19 protein-coding genes (1 of these 19 running past the window's edge) are annotated in these 15091 nt (G+C 55.0%); 6 read left to right on the top strand and 13 right to left on the bottom strand.

What is annotated here, in order from left to right; all coding sequences use genetic code 11:
- Window positions 1-50: 50 nt before the first annotated feature.
- The 9 genes from ACWHYZ_RS14255 to ACWHYZ_RS14215 all read right to left on the bottom strand — a co-directional run bounded on the left by ACWHYZ_RS14255 (window position 51) and on the right by ACWHYZ_RS14215 (window position 6714).
- Complete coding sequence (locus ACWHYZ_RS14255; RefSeq protein ID WP_447987589.1) at window positions 51-683, bottom strand: response regulator; 633 nt, start codon at window positions 681-683, stop codon at window positions 51-53.
- Between the two features lie 112 nt (window positions 684-795).
- Entirely contained in the window at window positions 796-1908 is a 1113-nt protein-coding gene (locus ACWHYZ_RS14250; protein ID WP_447987588.1) for a PQQ-dependent sugar dehydrogenase, read from the bottom strand.
- 69 nt (window positions 1909-1977) lie between these two features.
- Entirely contained in the window at window positions 1978-3078 is a 1101-nt protein-coding gene (gene pqqE / locus ACWHYZ_RS14245; RefSeq protein ID WP_447983341.1) for a pyrroloquinoline quinone biosynthesis protein PqqE, read from the bottom strand.
- Window positions 3068-3358 carry a pyrroloquinoline quinone biosynthesis peptide chaperone PqqD gene (pqqD, locus tag ACWHYZ_RS14240; RefSeq protein ID WP_447983340.1) on the bottom strand — a complete coding sequence of 97 codons (291 nt, stop codon included), beginning with the start codon at window positions 3356-3358 and terminating at the stop codon, window positions 3068-3070. Before pqqD ends, pqqE begins: the two co-directional genes overlap by 11 nt.
- 13 nt (window positions 3359-3371) lie before the next feature.
- Entirely contained in the window at window positions 3372-4076 is a 705-nt protein-coding gene (gene pqqC / locus ACWHYZ_RS14235) for a pyrroloquinoline-quinone synthase PqqC (protein ID WP_447983339.1), read from the bottom strand.
- The gene (gene pqqB / locus ACWHYZ_RS14230) at window positions 4073-4990 is read right to left on the bottom strand and encodes a pyrroloquinoline quinone biosynthesis protein PqqB (protein ID WP_447983338.1); all 918 of its coding nucleotides are present in this window, start codon (window positions 4988-4990) and stop codon (window positions 4073-4075) included. Before pqqB ends, pqqC begins: the two co-directional genes overlap by 4 nt.
- Window positions 4990-5151, bottom strand: coding sequence for a hypothetical protein (locus ACWHYZ_RS14225; protein ID WP_447983337.1), 162 nt, complete (start codon window positions 5149-5151; stop codon window positions 4990-4992). Before ACWHYZ_RS14225 ends, pqqB begins: the two co-directional genes overlap by 1 nt.
- A gap of 228 nt (window positions 5152-5379) precedes the next feature.
- Window positions 5380-6171, bottom strand: a complete 792-nt coding sequence (locus tag ACWHYZ_RS14220) for a hypothetical protein (RefSeq protein ID WP_447983336.1) — start codon at window positions 6169-6171, stop codon at window positions 5380-5382.
- Between the two features lie 117 nt (window positions 6172-6288).
- Entirely contained in the window at window positions 6289-6714 is a 426-nt protein-coding gene (locus ACWHYZ_RS14215; RefSeq protein ID WP_447983335.1) for a hypothetical protein, read from the bottom strand.
- A 280-nt stretch (window positions 6715-6994) separates the two neighbouring features.
- Here ACWHYZ_RS14215 and ACWHYZ_RS14210 point away from each other — a divergent pair, with 280 nt between their 5' ends.
- The 3 genes from ACWHYZ_RS14210 to ACWHYZ_RS14200 all read left to right on the top strand — a co-directional run bounded on the left by ACWHYZ_RS14210 (window position 6995) and on the right by ACWHYZ_RS14200 (window position 8422).
- Window positions 6995-7255 carry a hypothetical protein gene (locus ACWHYZ_RS14210; protein WP_447983334.1) on the top strand — a complete coding sequence of 87 codons (261 nt, stop codon included), beginning with the start codon at window positions 6995-6997 and terminating at the stop codon, window positions 7253-7255.
- A 57-nt stretch (window positions 7256-7312) separates the two neighbouring features.
- A complete protein-coding gene (locus ACWHYZ_RS14205) occupies window positions 7313-7789 on the top strand; it encodes a discoidin domain-containing protein (protein ID WP_447983333.1) in 477 nt (158 codons plus the stop codon).
- A 315-nt stretch (window positions 7790-8104) separates the two neighbouring features.
- A complete protein-coding gene (locus ACWHYZ_RS14200) occupies window positions 8105-8422 on the top strand; it encodes a hypothetical protein (protein WP_447983332.1) in 318 nt (105 codons plus the stop codon).
- A gap of 709 nt (window positions 8423-9131) precedes the next feature.
- Here the strand turns inward: ACWHYZ_RS14200 and ACWHYZ_RS14195 are convergent.
- Entirely contained in the window at window positions 9132-9533 is a 402-nt protein-coding gene (locus ACWHYZ_RS14195; protein ID WP_447983331.1) for a response regulator, read from the bottom strand.
- 175 nt (window positions 9534-9708) lie between these two features.
- Here ACWHYZ_RS14195 and ACWHYZ_RS14190 point away from each other — a divergent pair, with 175 nt between their 5' ends.
- On the top strand, window positions 9709-9966 hold the full coding sequence (locus tag ACWHYZ_RS14190; protein WP_447983330.1) for a hypothetical protein: 258 nt from the start codon (window positions 9709-9711) through the stop codon (window positions 9964-9966).
- A 32-nt stretch (window positions 9967-9998) separates the two neighbouring features.
- On the opposite strand, the gene ACWHYZ_RS14185 is transcribed toward ACWHYZ_RS14190, so the two are convergent.
- Window positions 9999-10832 carry a nuclease-related domain-containing protein gene (locus ACWHYZ_RS14185; protein WP_447983329.1) on the bottom strand — a complete coding sequence of 278 codons (834 nt, stop codon included), beginning with the start codon at window positions 10830-10832 and terminating at the stop codon, window positions 9999-10001.
- Between the two features lie 254 nt (window positions 10833-11086).
- Between ACWHYZ_RS14185 and ACWHYZ_RS14180 the strand changes: the two genes are divergently transcribed.
- On the top strand, window positions 11087-12001 hold the full coding sequence (locus ACWHYZ_RS14180; protein ID WP_447983328.1) for a transglycosylase SLT domain-containing protein: 915 nt from the start codon (window positions 11087-11089) through the stop codon (window positions 11999-12001).
- A gap of 539 nt (window positions 12002-12540) precedes the next feature.
- On the opposite strand, the gene ACWHYZ_RS14175 is transcribed toward ACWHYZ_RS14180, so the two are convergent.
- Window positions 12541-13428 carry an IS3 family transposase gene (locus tag ACWHYZ_RS14175; RefSeq protein ID WP_447983071.1) on the bottom strand — a complete coding sequence of 296 codons (888 nt, stop codon included), beginning with the start codon at window positions 13426-13428 and terminating at the stop codon, window positions 12541-12543.
- Window positions 13425-13775 carry an IS3 family transposase gene (locus tag ACWHYZ_RS14170; protein ID WP_447983326.1) on the bottom strand — a complete coding sequence of 117 codons (351 nt, stop codon included), beginning with the start codon at window positions 13773-13775 and terminating at the stop codon, window positions 13425-13427. The genes ACWHYZ_RS14175 and ACWHYZ_RS14170 overlap by 4 nt, the downstream gene beginning before the upstream one ends.
- A 245-nt stretch (window positions 13776-14020) precedes the next feature.
- Here ACWHYZ_RS14170 and ACWHYZ_RS14165 point away from each other — a divergent pair, with 245 nt between their 5' ends.
- A protein-coding gene (locus tag ACWHYZ_RS14165; protein ID WP_447983327.1) for a hypothetical protein crosses the window boundary here: on the top strand, window positions 14021-15091 show its 5' portion. 138 nt of this gene lie beyond the right edge of the window; only the first 1071 of its 1209 coding nucleotides appear in the window; it begins with the start codon at window positions 14021-14023; its stop codon lies beyond the right edge, outside the window.

The following is a 15091-nucleotide window of genomic DNA, read 5'->3' as shown; positions in this document are numbered from 1 at the left end:
GGCAGGCCGGAAATGGATGATTGTGAACTGAGGCAGGAGTCGACCCGCGGTTAGCCCAATAAGTTTTCATGAATGGCGTAATGCACCAATTGCGCATTCGTTTTCATCTTCAACTTTTCCAAAATGCGGGATCGATACGTGCTGATCGTTTTAATGCTGAGACCGATCTTTTCTGCGATCTCCTTCATGCTGGAGCCCTGGGCAATATGGCACATCACTTCATATTCGCGGGTGGAGAGGGAATGGTGAATGGGTGCGTCATATCCGCCGTCGAGCCGTCCCACCAGGGTTTCTGCCAGCGAGGCGTTGATATATTTGCCGCCTGTCGCCACTTTTCGGACAGCCGATACAATTTCTTCAGGGGCCCGTTCCTTCATTAGGTAACCGGACGCGCCTGCCTTCAGAGCCCGTATTCCATACAATTCCTCAGGATGCGCACTAAGAATCAACACAGGCATAGTCTTATGCCGGCGTCGAATATCCTGCAACACTTCAAAACCACTTCGTCCCGGCATCGTAATATCAAGCAGCACGACGTCCACAGGCTGCTTGGCAAGCTGGTCGAGGACTTCCTCCCCATGCGCCGCCTCACTCGAGACGATAATGTCAGGTGTGTCCATCAAAATCTGTTTGAGGCCTTGTCGGACGATTGCATGGTCATCCGCCACGAGCGTTCGTATCATCATGCCTCCCGTCGAGGTAAAGAGGACTATTAGGTCTTATGTAGCAGATATTACGACTTCGGTATGCAGGACGGACGCCTACAGCGGAATAAGGTGTGTCCCACGCATAGAGCTACGGCCCCTGATATGTGATCCGATAGATGACACCGGCCAGATCATCCGATACCAATAGGGCGCCGTCGGGCATTACCAGGACGTCGACAGGCCGTCCCCATGCCGTGTCGCCTTGCAGCCACCCTTCACTGAAGACGGTATATTTCGGTGGACCATTCCCATCTCGCGTCACGAGGGAGACCCGGTATCCGATTTTTTCAGTCCGATTCCACGAGCCATGCTCAGCAATAAAAATTTGGTTGCGGTAAGGCTGTGGAAACATGCGCCCGGTATAGAACCGCATGCCCAGGGCAGCCACATGCGGTGCGAGATTGATAGCCGGCGCCTGGAATTCGTCACACTGGCGCGTATGGCCGTACTCGGGGTCGAGGATCGTTCCGGCATGGCAATATGGAAATCCGAAGTGAAGTCCAGCGGAAGGCGCGTGGTTCAATTCATCCGGCGGTTGATTATCCCCCAGCCAATCTCGACCGTTATCGGTAAACCATAGATCGTGGCTGATCGGATCCCAATCGAATCCGACGGTATTGCGGATCCCCCGTGCCACGATCTCATATTCACTGCCATCGCGATTCATCCGCGCCAGCAAGGCATAACGGTCGGGATCGGGTGCACAGATATTGCAGGGGGCTCCAACGGAAACATACAGCTTCTGATCGGGGCCGAACGCCAGGTATTTCCAGCCATGGGCTTTGTCGCTGGGAAGGCGGTCAGTAATCACGACCGGTGCCGACGGGTCATGGAGCCGTTGTTCAATGTCATCGAAGCGAAGAATGCGATTCAACGCAGAGACATATAAGGACCCCTCAGAAAAACCCACTCCGATGGGCATGTCGAGACCGCGCGCGATGGTGAGGACGCGGTCGGCGCGTTGATCGCCATCTTGATCAATCACGGCATACACCGTCCCTGCTTTTCGCGTTCCGACAAACAGAGTGCCCTTTGCACTGAGGGCCATCCCGCGCGCATTCGGAACATTGTCTGCGTATACCGCGATGCTGAAACCGGGAGGCAATTTGATCTGATCCAGCGGCAGCCACGATGCAGGGCACACAATAGGCAGAGCCAGCATGCCAAGCAGTGAGCAAAGTGTCGTCACAACAGAATGCATCATCATCGTCTCCTTAGCCTTTCTCATATCTGTTCTGCAGACCGCCTGACATGAACGCGATTCATGTGGTCATGCCGTGACTCGTCGATAGTGCAAGGTCACTGGCTTCAGATCCATTGTTTCCGCGCGCACACGAGCTGCCTCGATAAGATGATGCGATGGAGCCAGATGACAGGCGGGGTCTGTGTCGGCTGGATTGCCAGCCAGATGGAACGCTTGACAACGGCAACCACCATGGTCGAGGGAGCGCCTAGAGCAACTTCGGCAGGGGTCGCCCATCCATTCGTCGCCGCGAAAGCGATTGAACCCTGATGAGGCATGCCAAATCGTATCGAGGCGGGTGTTCTTCACATTGGGAAATGAAAGACCGTAAGCACCATCGAGGCTTCTCGCCATATGGCAGGGAAGTGCTACACCGTCCGCCGCGATGACGATGGAGCGGCGCCCCCAGCCATCCATGCAAGACTTGGGAAACTCGCGGTAGTAATCCGGCCATACAAACACAACGTCCATGCACCCTCGCAAACGATCGCGTGCGTCGAGCGCGACGACGCGTGCCGCCTCTAACTGTGACTTTGTAGGCAAGAGGACATCCCGATTGCGGAGCGCCCAGCCAAGGTATTGAACATTGGCCAGTTCGAGCCGGTGGGCTCCCAGCCGCTCTGCGAAGACAATCATGTCGGCGATCTCGGAGAGATTGTCTCGGTGCAGCACCATATTGATGGTCAACGGCAGGTTGATCTCTTTGATCCATGCGGCCACCTGGGACTTGTGTTCAAGCCAAGGTCCCCCGGTCATCCGTGTCATGCCATCGGCTTGAAGGCTTTGAATGGACAATTGAATACTGCGAAGGCCGGCGGCCGCCAAACGTATGAGACGATCGTGAGTCAGCGGAATGCCGCTCGTCACCAAATGCGTATACAACTCGAGCCTGTGCGCTTCAGCGATCAGCGATTCGAGATCCTCGCGCAACAGCGGCTCTCCGCCCGTGAGATTGAGGTGCACGATGCCCAATGCTTCGGCCTGGCGAAAGACGGTCAGCCACTGAGTCGTCTCGAGTTCATCGTGAGAATCCCGGTAGTCAACCGGGTTGGAACAGTACAGGCATTGCAGCGGGCACCGGTACGTCAGTTCCGCGATCATGGTGTAGGGACGGCAATCAGCCGACATGTATTAGTCCTCGGTCCATCAAGGTCTGGAGAAAGTTACACACGTCCTGCTCGATCACATTGCCGTGCTCGGGCCCGTATCGAACAACGAGATGTGCGATGATTTCCTGAACCTCATAGGCGCCGGTACAATACTGCACAATCGTTTCGGCGGTATCACTGAGTTCCAACCCACGCTCTGGATAGATGAGCAGGCATCGGCCGGACCTTCGGTCGGCCCGGACGATCACCTTGGAGGTGAGTCTGGGCCGGATCCCTAAAAACTGCGCTTGTTGGATCATATCTGTTGTGTGCCTAGACGCAGTCCGCGTACACCGCATCGAGAAGGTCCCACAGAATAGTGGCCTTTTCCGTCCAGGCTTCCAGGCACCTATCTTGGTCTTGAGGAGTGACCGCGTGCGTCAAGACATACGTGAGCGCCATATTGGCATCGGCATCGGCTTGACGAACTCGACGCCGAAAATACTCGAGGCTCCCTGGCGCGATCCAGGAATAATGGTGCTCCCACGCTACAATGCGCTGAGACATAAGTGGTGGCGCAAACAATTCAGTCAGTGAGGAGGCGACGGCTTCGAGGAGAGACCACTCGCGGACACGTTCAACATACCGATCGCACGCCTCCCGGACCGCAGGCAGGACATCCCGGCACTCGCGGACGGTCTGTGGATCCAGTCCCACTCCTTCGGCGAGCCTCAGCCACAGCGCGAGGCCACCGGGATCAGCGGCGCTCCCATCTTGTTCCATGAGTCGATGGATCCACGCTCGACGAAACTCGCTGTCATTTGATTTAGCCAGGATCAGCGCGTCTTTGATGGGAATTCTGGTCTGATAGTAATAGCGGTTGACGACCCATTGTCGGAGTTGATGTGGGGTCAACTGTCCGCGGTGCATCAAGAGGTGAAAGGGATGGCGATGGTGATAGCGGGACTCGCCGGCTGCACGGAGGCGGGCGATAAAGGCCGTAGCGGTCCGAGGGGCATCGAGTGCTGTATCCGTCATAGCTTGACCTCCATGCCATCATACGCGACGTCCCATCCGGCTGCCGTGACGCTGTCATGTTCACGCGAATCGTCGCGCAAGATGGGATTGGTATTATTGATGTGGGTGAACATACGCCGCGCGGTGAGGTTCGAGAGCTGCGCAAGCGTGCCGTTCTCGCCGCTGATTGGTACATGTGCCATCTGCCGCGCCGATCGCTCGGCGAGACCCTGGCGCATCAATTCATCGTTCGACCAAAAGGTTCCGTCCCATACGATGACATCAGCCCGCGACAGAGTCTGATGAATGGTTTTCGTGATCTGTCCGACCGACGGGAAATAGGCCACCCTAGCGGTCGAAGAATCGGCACGCAGCACGAGTCCGATGTTTTGACTGGCCGCTGGTGGAGCGATCCCCTCTAGGTGAAGGGGCACTTTTCCGAGTGCCGCAATAGCCTGCATTCTGAGGCCCAATGGTATGCCTGATGCCGATCGCAATTCCTGTTCTGATTCCACCACGATCTCGCGCCATGTGAGATGGCCGGCAAAACGATCGAGGGTGCGAAATAAGACATTGCGCTCAATGAGCCCGTGCCATACCGATGCCGTAGCGTAGACAACTAATGGCTGCCATTCGCGTAGCGACAACAGCCCGGCGCAATGATCCGCATCACCATTGGTCAGGACAATGGCGGCAATCGGACTATCGCGGCGCGTACGGGGATGGAGCGCGGAATACGCCTCAATCTGTGTCCGAATATCGGGCGAGACGTTAATGAGGACATAGTCCGTTCCATTTGCAGTGAGACATGCCGATTCCTGTGAACGGGGAATCGCCCGAATCGAGCCAGTCCGAACCCCATGGCAGTTGCCGCAGGCACAGTTCCATTGCGGAAATCCACCTCCCGCTGCCGACCCGAGTATTCGAAGCAGCATCACGTCCCGCGGATCGCTTCTGGGTCTGTAACCTTGGGATCAAGCGGTATGAGAGCATCCTGAAAAGGTGCGACGTCCGGTGGGTCTCCGAAGTCATCTTGATAGCCGCCAATTTCAGCATCCATCTTAATTTCGACAAAGGATGGTGTTTCCCAACGCATGGACATACCTCCTGGCAAAAGCGCGCGAAACTATTCCAATTGTATTCCCTTCGGTGATGACCTCTGTCAGTGAAACAAGAGAACTCGCGTAGGCAGTATTGGGTTAGGCCGGAAGGAAGTATAAAAATGAAGTATAAACAGGATGGGTTTGCCGTATGACCAGTTTAAATTTGAACGAAGGAGAATCGAGATACGGCGTCTTGAGTAGTGATGATGTTGGCTTGGCCATCATCGACGATGATGGTGACCGTAAAATCGTGGGCCAAAAAACCTGGGACCGTAAAATGGACGGCCCCAGTAATATCCAGGAACTCCGAGGTACAAAGACAGACCGGGTGCCGGATACCCATACCAAGGATAACCGTAGGGATACGGATATCCCGAAAAGATCGGCGGCGCGACATATCCTGGAGATGGTGAAGAAGATGGGGTGTCCCGTTCGGCCAGTCTTCTCTGAAGATCTTGATTCGCCGCTGCCTGCCGGTCCATCTGATCCCGAAGCTGTCCCAACATCTGTTTCTGTGCTTGCAATTCCTCTTCTACATGCCCCGCCTTACTGTTCTGTATTTCGATGTAGGCGTACAGACAATTCAAATGCGCGGCGCCTGAATAGGCCCGACATTCCGCCGGCGAACCCATCGCGGGCGTCACTCTTCCAGCTGAAGACGGCGGAGCAGGTGCACTGTGCGGCATATCCTTGCGGTCGGTCGTCTCGCCTTGACGTTCACCCAGGACAGCAGCGTGTTCCTCGACTGCGTTCGGTGTATCGAACTGTTGGAGCGTGTCTTCGTGAGCTTTCCTCTGCGCGTTGACCGCATCGTTGTGCGTCTGTTGTCGCGCGATATAGCTGTAGAGACAATTGAGATGATCGTCTCCCGTAAAGGCCTGACATTCCTGCGGCGACGTGAATCCTCCTGCCTGGGAGATGCCGCTTGTTAGTAGGTACAAGCACAGACTGACGGGCGCTGCCCACCAGACTGGTCGGACTCGATTCACACGGGTGATGCCGCAATGTTTCATGGTGCGCCTCACTTAGACCCTTCTAGGTTTATTATAACGCACCTTGAACAAGCCTGTGACAAGTTGCAGGGGAACGGCTATACAACAAGCACAATACTGTGGATCAATAAGGGATCATCACAATCGGCGGTTATTTCGCCACGCTCGTCTGGTCAGTTTGTGTAACACCTGGGAGAACGTCTCTCGCATCTGCCGGTCTTCTTCCTGCACTTTTCTGAAGAGCGCAAATAAGATAGTCGCCCATATGACACATGATGGAAGGAGCCGGTTCACGGCTGCTAGGTCACTCTGTCCCGTCGTGGCTAACGCATATCGAAGTACGATTAGGACCGTCGCACAGAGGCCTGTCATGATCAAGGCGATGGTCTCTCTTCTCCCCGACCAAAGGGCAATCCAGCCCACTGGAATGACATAAAGGACGGGCACGGCTACGCCAAGGGGCATGGATAGATCGATCCAAAAGACACCCATAAGGAATGCGGACACTGATAGCAAGCGAAGGAGTCGAGGAAATGGGAGGAGTGAAACAAGTGCATGAGCCATGTATGCCCGTGTCTGTGCGCCAGCGTGTGAGAACAACACGCGAGAGAGTCGGTAGTTGAAGTCCTTCACCGCGTGGGCTTATGAATAACCATTATCATGCGAGTCGGTAATGTGGTGTCAGTAAACGTGTAATTATCGTCCATGACAACATGAAGGGGAGGCTATCTATATGCTTACAGCCGATCCTCAAGATATCTGTTATCCTACCAGGATAGGTGTGAAGACGCGTGCATGAGTTTTAATTAACACCTGTCGACGTGAAGAAAGGAGCGGGACGATTATGGCTCTAGAAGTCATCAACCACCAAGTACCCGAAGAAGAAAGCGAAGCAGTGGCGGTTGCGACTATTATCTTCGCAGCCGGATTTTTCCTGGGGATTGGGACGGGAATGCTGCTGGGTTCAGGCGCCGGTAGTGGAATGCGCGGGCGCCTACGAAATGTTGTCGATCATCTAATGGGGGATGTGGCGAAAGGATTGAGCGGCGCAGTCGAAACCGGCAAACAGATGCTGACCAAAGAAGGCATGTCCGGTCCTCGCTGATAAGTAAGCACGAGAGAGCAGAAGCCATCATCGTGAACGAGAAGTGAGGAGGATGGTATGTTAAGAAAGCAAGTCCTCCAGCCAGTGGAATCCTATCCGTCAGGCCAGGAAATTTCTATTGCAGATGTAGCCACGGTTCTCGTGACATCTGAACTGTCCGATCATCCTATCGACCACATGTGTGACGGCCAACGGGGACCCGGCAGCACCCGATGGATCGCCGAGCAATCGGGCGACCAAACCATCGTCCTGGCTTTCGATACGGCGCGGACCATTGAGACCGTCAGTCTTGAGATCGAGGAAAGGGAAGTCAGTCGGACGCAAGAACTCACCCTAGCCGTTTCGCGCGATGGAGGGCAGACATACCAGGAAGTGCTTCGCCAGGAATTTAACTTTAGTCCATCAGGGGCCACATTCGAACACGAAAAATGGCGCCTGGGAGCAGAAGGCATTACCAATTTACGTGTCTGGATCCGGCCGGATAAGGGAGGAAAACCATGCCGTGCAAGTATTACGTCACTCGTTCTTCAATGACATAGCCTCGGGTCTTGTGCGAGCAGGCCCGCTATTACCTTCTATCGCGGATGCCACGTCCTTCCCGCAGTCCCTAGGTTCTACTCTACAGCCTCTAAACCGCAGCACCTTGCTCTCGATCCAAGTTTCGTAGCAGTTCAGTCAGTACATTCCCGGTAGGACGAACTATGACGCCGGCCTGCATGCGCGACCTCTTGGGGCAGGCTCTTTCACTATATGAACATGCGGCTTGGCAAGACAGGAGGGGCTCAATGGCGAAACGTCGCCTTACAGCAACTCTCAACTCTCACAATCATTCACCAAGGGGGCCAGGTTATGTATAAAATTGTGGCATTAGTTCTGTTCGTGGCGTTGACCACGTGCATCGGTGTGACGGGAGCGTGGGCCGAAGATCCAATGTCGCAGAAGGAAGCCAAGCCTGATCTGAAAGAGCGCTTGATGAAGGACGCGGTCAAAGGCACGTTGATGCAAATCAATGGCGAACAGTATGTGATCAAAGACGATGATGGGAAAGAGGTACGCGTTCATGTTGATACGAGTACGAAGATGGACAAAGTCGTTAAAGGGGATCGGGTGAAGGCGTACATTACGGAAAAAGGGCACGCCACGACGTTGCAACGATTAGAGAAGTAAGGTAACGATTTCATACATTCTGGCGGCATTCTATGATGCTGGGGTGAAAGCAGGTGTTTCAGATAAGGAGAGCATGGCTTCCAGCATTGGAACGTCATCCTCTCCTTTTTTTGGGGGGCAGGACCTCGATCAACGACTGGCGATGATCGTAACTTGTTTCAGCTATCCCAGATCGTCCAGTCGTCCCAGCGTACAGATTGATCAAGGGGTGTACAGAATGGACAGTCGACTCGTACATCGTCGGTCCACCGGCGATGGCAGTCTTCACATTCCCATATAAAGATCGTGTCGAGCAGTGAGCATGAGATGCCGACTTCCTTGGTTGTCATACGCCTACCTCACATTTCATCTGTCCCGATGAAGGCATAGCAAGTGCCGCGCCACCAAGTTCCTCAACGTAAGGCGGCAAAAGTTTTGAACTGCCGCTGATTCGTGCTGCCCCGCATATCTGTCAAGTGAACAAAGTGTCCTCGAGGGTGAACGCTTAAGTCACCAAATGCTCTGGACTCGGCCGGCGGCAAGGCTCCAGTCATGAAGGGGACACCGTTCAAAGGACGGCCTTGTATGGGATTGAGGAGGAATGCGAAGCAGCACGATCCGAAGATTTAGCGGACCAACCATCCGGTAGATGGGATTCCGGTCATGCCTGCCCAAATATTCTCGATCCGAGATAATTCAGAAGGCCACGACTACTCATTAGAGTGTCGATTTAGGCGAGGTAATTACAATAGGTGCCAATGGCGTCACGGTGCAATGCCGCCACGGCCGAGAGGGTGGCATGGAACTCATCGAGATTAAACGGCTTGAGAAGAAACCCGTTCGCTCCAGCGGTGCGCGCCTCCTGAGCGAGCGGGACTCCGGACATCAATACGACAGGAAGGTCCGGCCACTGCCGTCTCACCTGTTTGAGAACGAAGAAGCCATCCTCGCCCGGCATACTGACATCGCTGAGCACGACATCACATGGCTCCTTCTGCAATACGTGAAGCGCCTTGGCTGCCGAGTCGGCGGTGATCACGTGAACCCCCGGGAGCGTTCGCTCAAGCAATGCTTGTACGAGCATCAAGATTGTCGGCTGGTCATCAATCAACAGTACACGTAGATTTCTCATGCCTGCAGCATGTCAAGATTGAATCGGTGAAACAATTGCTCTGTGGTTCTACGTCGATGGTCCAGGCGGCTCCCATCACGACTTCGACAAAAGTCGTACGCCTCCTGCCGGATTGGTTCAGGGAGGAGGTGCGAGTACTATGCCGGATAGTGAATCACGAATACGGGAGACTGACATGCCTATTATGTCGCAAATCGTCTGTGATGGGTGCCAAGCCGTGAAGAAAGAAACGAATCATTGGTACACGCTGGTGGTCGGTCACGACCACGAAGCCTGTGTTCGGCCCATGGGATTTACCCCTTCAGCGCTGCTGCAGGCGGGGGCTCCGGCAGGCGTGCAGTACCTCTGTGGACGGCTGTGTGCAATTGCGGCGCTGGACCGCTGGATGGATGGTGTGACACTGGGCGACACGACGGAACACAATGGAGGATGACATCGACCTGCACATCGATCTACGATACGTCATCATCCGCGCTGCTCTTGAAGTGTCGGACCTTTTCGTTGATGCCAATAGTGGTGATCTTCTTTGACGAATTCAACGATACGTTCTGTCGGAACGAAAGACGAGGCAGAACGACATAGTTCCCACAAGAACGGCTGTACATTCGCGAGTAAAACAATCTGTACCGTCGAAGGTTCCGCGGTGCTGAGACGGACATCCTGATGTGTGAGGATGATCGCTCTTGAGATCTCACAGGTCACATCTTTTTGTGAAAGCCGCTCTATGAGCTCTGCGACGGGTTCGTTGAGTTGCTGCGACGGAGTTCTTCCGTTCCGATCAAGAATCGGCACCTGTGTCGCGGGTGCCCCCTTCGGATCGTATTTCTGTCGCATCCAGCGGTCCTTAGCACAAATGATCGTTCCGGAGAGATGTTGACACTCTAGGGCGACAACACCCACCGGTCCGATTAACAGATAGTCGATGTTTCCCTTTTGATTCTGATACCCCTTCAAAAGCATCCATGCTCGACCCGGCAGTGCGGCGAGCAGATCCGCGGCCAGCCGCTGGTCTGCCTCTGCTTCAGTTTGCAGACGTTGCTCTTCGACGGACGGCCCTTCAAGTAGGGGCGGAGGCGGGTCACCACGTTTGAAGAGTGTCCGGTGGCGCCACCATGCCCCGATCCCATGGACAAGACGCAGGCGTCGGAATGCGGTGTGAGAGGTCTCGGCGAGCGCCGAGACCTCTTCATCATAGGCGCGCAATTCTTGTTGGTAGTTGACCCGAGCTTGCTGATAGCGCTGCTCCCGTTCTGCTCGCAGAAGACGGAGTTGTTCTTCACGGTAATCGGACAGGATCACGTGTTGCATCCCATTACTATACGCTATGGCAGCTGCGATAGCAGCACCCCTCACACTCCTTCTGTGAGTCGTCTTGTATGCGACATTCGGTGAGTAGCCGTTCGCGAACGAGCGACCTTGCTGAGCCAGGTGACACCTGCTAGTATTTAGTACCGATGCACTATACCTTACTACCTTTCCGTCGAATTCTTCAGTACCCGGCTGTTCGTTCCGCATTGCTGGTCATACTCGGCCTATTGCTTGGTGTGGAGCTTATGGCATTCGCCGGCGGACGATCTTTCTTTGGTCATAGTGTCGCAAAAGCCGCTCCATCTCTTGGCGTCCCCGAGACAGGGGAGGGACAACAGTTAATTGTGATTCCAGAGGTTCAACGCGAGCCGCGCACGCGGTTCTTGAGTGCGTTTCAGTTGCCCGAACGCTTAACGTTTGCGGGCCAATCGGTGCCGCTGGACAATTGGCAAGTGCGCGAGCGTATTGAATATGAGTTCTACCAATTTCTTGCCGATGAGGGACAGAGCGTCATTTTAGCCAAGCGAAGCGGGCGATGTTTCCCGCAATTTGAACAGCAATTGGCCGCCGCAGGGCTGCCGGACGATTTGAAGTACCTCCTGCTGCTCGATAGTCAATGTCCCCATACGGTGTCGGTTCCCTATCAACGCCAACAAGGGACGAGTCAACGAAAGCGGAGTCGGGGGAGTTCCCCGCCCGTGAATCGAAGGCAACTGGAACTATCTATTGGCGCCACGATGGCACGGTTGAGCGCCGCGAAGACCAAAACGGGAGACTGGTTTCTGGCAATGGCGGCCTACCTAGCCGGCGAGGATCATGTAGAGAGGGCATTATCCGAGCAGAAAGTCCGGGAGTATTGGAAACTGTCTGATAACCGCGATGTCATGCGGTACGTGCCGCGTCTGATTGCTGCGAAAGAGATTTACTCTCACCCCGATCGCTATTTGGGTCTGAACAAAGAAGATCTTTATGCACCGGTGGAGACCGAAACCGTCACTGTACTGGTGACGGAACCAAAGCGGCATCTGGCCGCGATTGCCAATGACCTCGGCACGTACTACCTGGAACTAAGACTTCTCAATCCGCAGATTATGAATGACTCGTTGCCACGCGGCAGGCATACACTCAAGGTGGCAAAGCAGAGAGTTAGCACTCAGTAGATTCAATACCATCCCGTGCGCAGGTTTCCACTCACTCGCGTACTTCCAGGATACAGTACAGGCGGTCTAGCTCTGCGGACGCGCGCGAAGCTCATCTGTGCGGGACTCTGTCTATCATGGCGGAGAACAATCCCAGTCGCAATAAAGGCCAAAATAGACCGTGCTCCTCAAGGCACTTTGCCGGTCACCATAGCTGCCTGTGAGCAAGAAGTCCTCACCGATCAATTTTTCGGCTCCGTAACGTACTGTTATTGTAGTCGCGGCATGGCGGCTATACCCATGCCGAGATACACGAGTCTCGCATAGCAGTGCAGCTGTTTCGAGGCGTGTATCGCTGGGCAGCCATGTACCGCACCCGGTTTTCTGGACAGTGTTCCTCTTAAATAGGGTGGTCCCATTTTCAATGATCGCGGTCTGAGCGTTCATTGGACCGATTTTGCCCCTATGGTGAGTATTGGGTCGACCGGCGATCCTGGATCCTGAGTCAACTGTGTGCGTCATTTTTCAGGTGGATCCCGCCATGAACTGGCTGCCTCGCATTAGGCGGCCTCTGGCTGCTGAGCATCCAAGCGTGCTTGTACTGGGGTACGGTGGCCCAGGCGCTCGATCAGCCACTGGTGGTTATACCGGTGGATGAATTCTCCGATGATCTGCCTGGCCTGCTCGAGGCTCTCAAACTGATGCAGGTAGAGACAGTGTTCTTTGAGCGTGCGCATAAACCGTTCGGCCACGCCATTGCATTGTGGCTCGCCAACAAAACTGGGGCAGATGGTCATCCCGAGCCAGTGGACTTCCTGGATCCAGGCCGCGGCGATATATTGCGGGCCCCAGTCACAGCGAATCTGCAGGCCGCGGGCAACCTCTTTGGCGAAGAGGCCAAACATCGTCTGCACCCCATCGCGCAGCGGTTGGAGGGCGGCCCAGCGATCGCCGCGCTTGGCCACATGCCAGCCGACCACCTCATCGGTATGGTGATCCACAGCGCCAAAGAACCAGCACCAGCCCTCCTGCTTGGTATAGAAGCGCGTGGCATCGGTCCCCCACATCACGTTGGGCCGATCTGTGATGATGCGGCCATCGTGCGCGGGATTGCCATTGGGCGGTCCAAGCCGGCGCGGGGCCAAGAGCTGATGCTGCCGCATCAGGCGCAAGACGCGCTTGCCGCCGACGCGGATGCCCGCGTGGCTTAGGCGGGCGCGCACCTTGCGATAGCCCTCCCCATGGAACGGACTTGTCGTCAGGACCTGCCGAATAGCGGTGACCAGCTTCTGATCACTGACCGGCGTTTTCGGTCCGCGCTTGCGTGTCGCGGCCGGGGTCGGCGCCGGCCGGTCAGCATAGACGGTCGACCGCGCCAAGCCATACACCCGGCAGATCAGGGCGAGGGGATATCGGCGACCGGTACTGGGACTGATGTGAGTCCTCATGGCCTGCGCTTCTTCAATTCCTCCCCGTACCCTTTTTTTTCGAGCAGATCTTCGGCGAGCTCCAGGCGCATCATCACTTCCCCTAACTTGGCGCGTGTCCGGATCAGCTCCCGGTCTTCCGGATCGGTGTGGCGTTTCAACCCCCGGGCCCCCGCTTCCAGGAATGCCCGTTTCCAGCTCTCGAGCTCATGGGCCGGGACTTGGCTCTCTCGCGACACGCTGTCTAGCGGTTCGCCCCGCAGGAGCCGAAGGACCAGTTCCGTCTTCCGTTGGGCACTCCACCGTTCAGGCGGCTCAGAGTCCTCGCGAAACGGTACTGGCTCTTTTGAAGATTTCGATCGATCCATTCCCAGCCTCCTTGGACAGTATTGTGATCCAAATGACTGTCCAAAGAAACCGGGTCCGGTTTAGCCATCCCCTAGATCAATGTGCACATTGACCAACGTCGTCATCTTGGTTACCTTTCACAGCTCATTCAGAGATTGGGATATGCTGCAGACAGGAGAACGTCAAAGTTAAGCGCGGTCTCCCGGGGTCAGGTGAACATGCCATTCTGTCAGAGGAAATCAGGCCGTGGCCTGCATGAGAATCGATGAAACACCTGTTTGATAACCTGAGACTCTTCTGCATGGTCCTGACAATCACTCTGGCGCTTCTTACTCCATGTCGGGATGTAGAAGCGCGAGAACGTCTTGCAATAGAAGCGGTGATGTTTCATACGTTCGCACAGGACCTCGTCTCTCATATGCTCCCTATCGTGTTTACAGGAATGAGCTCTGAAGGGAGTCAGGCAGCATCCCTCTCATTGGTCGATACCATGTACTGTGGGGGCAAGGAGGCAGACGGCACTGCGAAGTTCATCGGCATTCTCTATCCAGGCGAGGTCAGGAACGATAGAGTCACGCGAGGATTAGCAGAGGATGATTGCAACGGTGTGCCTTTAACGATTCTGAAGCGAGTCATCGCGAATGATCGGTCGCCGCAGTGGGTCGGATTAGTCGACTTAAAAGTACGGTGGACTCCCTGGCAAGTGGAATTCACTCCCATCAAGCTTCATGGCCTCTCCAAGTCTCAGCATCCCAAAATCAGTTTTGATCTGCCCCGCGGCGCTAGCCGGCTCTACCAGACATCTCCAATGAACATAGCAGTAGGCGATGGGAAGGCAGTGCCGGTGCATGTCGCCCTTGCAGCGACCAGCAACGCATTCGTCTTAAACGGATTGGTCGTGGAGACGCCACCTGTACAATATGTTCCAAAGTTTTTGGGAAATATTACCGACAAGCAGCCGACCGGAACGAATGCCATTATTGCCATTCCTCACACTGTCGCCAATACCATTTTTGCCCAGTACCTGGCAGGAGAAACCTATGCGATCCATTTAACACAGTCTGCTCCTACCTTGACCGTCAAGAATCCAAGTATCACTGGAAGTCGGGATAGATATCGGGCGACCTCCTTGCTCGGTTTGAGAGAATATCCGGACGCCTTTACGGCAGAGGTGGAGTGGACGGGGCTGGATCTGCATCTCAACACGGTATTTCTTAGACCGCGCCATACGCCTTGCGGATCTGATGTTATGTGCCAAATCAAAAAGTCAGGGTTGGACGCCTTAGGCAATTCACTTACTCATGTTCTCACTGCTCAATACAAGAATACTCCGTTA

The organism is Nitrospira sp. Nam74, assembly GCF_965152615.1.
This window is presented reverse-complemented; position numbering and strand designations above follow the sequence as displayed.

Coding starts and splice junctions, on each gene's coding strand:
- ACWHYZ_RS14255 (WP_447987589.1), bottom strand. CDS start 683: ATGATACGAACGCTCGTGGCGGATGACCATGCAATCGTCCGACAAGGC.
- ACWHYZ_RS14250 (WP_447987588.1), bottom strand. CDS start 1,908: ATGCATTCTGTTGTGACGACACTTTGCTCACTGCTTGGCATGCTGGCT.
- pqqE (WP_447983341.1), bottom strand. CDS start 3,078: ATGTCGGCTGATTGCCGTCCCTACACCATGATCGCGGAACTGACGTAC.
- pqqD (WP_447983340.1), bottom strand. CDS start 3,358: ATGATCCAACAAGCGCAGTTTTTAGGGATCCGGCCCAGACTCACCTCC.
- pqqC (WP_447983339.1), bottom strand. CDS start 4,076: ATGACGGATACAGCACTCGATGCCCCTCGGACCGCTACGGCCTTTATC.
- pqqB (WP_447983338.1), bottom strand. CDS start 4,990: ATGCTGCTTCGAATACTCGGGTCGGCAGCGGGAGGTGGATTTCCGCAA.
- ACWHYZ_RS14225 (WP_447983337.1), bottom strand. CDS start 5,151: ATGCGTTGGGAAACACCATCCTTTGTCGAAATTAAGATGGATGCTGAA.
- ACWHYZ_RS14220 (WP_447983336.1), bottom strand. CDS start 6,171: ATGAAACATTGCGGCATCACCCGTGTGAATCGAGTCCGACCAGTCTGG.
- ACWHYZ_RS14215 (WP_447983335.1), bottom strand. CDS start 6,714: ATGGCTCATGCACTTGTTTCACTCCTCCCATTTCCTCGACTCCTTCGC.
- ACWHYZ_RS14210 (WP_447983334.1), top strand. CDS start 6,995: ATGGCTCTAGAAGTCATCAACCACCAAGTACCCGAAGAAGAAAGCGAA.
- ACWHYZ_RS14205 (WP_447983333.1), top strand. CDS start 7,313: ATGTTAAGAAAGCAAGTCCTCCAGCCAGTGGAATCCTATCCGTCAGGC.
- ACWHYZ_RS14200 (WP_447983332.1), top strand. CDS start 8,105: ATGTATAAAATTGTGGCATTAGTTCTGTTCGTGGCGTTGACCACGTGC.
- ACWHYZ_RS14195 (WP_447983331.1), bottom strand. CDS start 9,533: ATGAGAAATCTACGTGTACTGTTGATTGATGACCAGCCGACAATCTTG.
- ACWHYZ_RS14190 (WP_447983330.1), top strand. CDS start 9,709: ATGCCTATTATGTCGCAAATCGTCTGTGATGGGTGCCAAGCCGTGAAG.
- ACWHYZ_RS14180 (WP_447983328.1), top strand. CDS start 11,087: ATGGCATTCGCCGGCGGACGATCTTTCTTTGGTCATAGTGTCGCAAAA.
- ACWHYZ_RS14175 (WP_447983071.1), bottom strand. CDS start 13,428: ATGAGGACTCACATCAGTCCCAGTACCGGTCGCCGATATCCCCTCGCC.
- ACWHYZ_RS14170 (WP_447983326.1), bottom strand. CDS start 13,775: ATGGATCGATCGAAATCTTCAAAAGAGCCAGTACCGTTTCGCGAGGAC.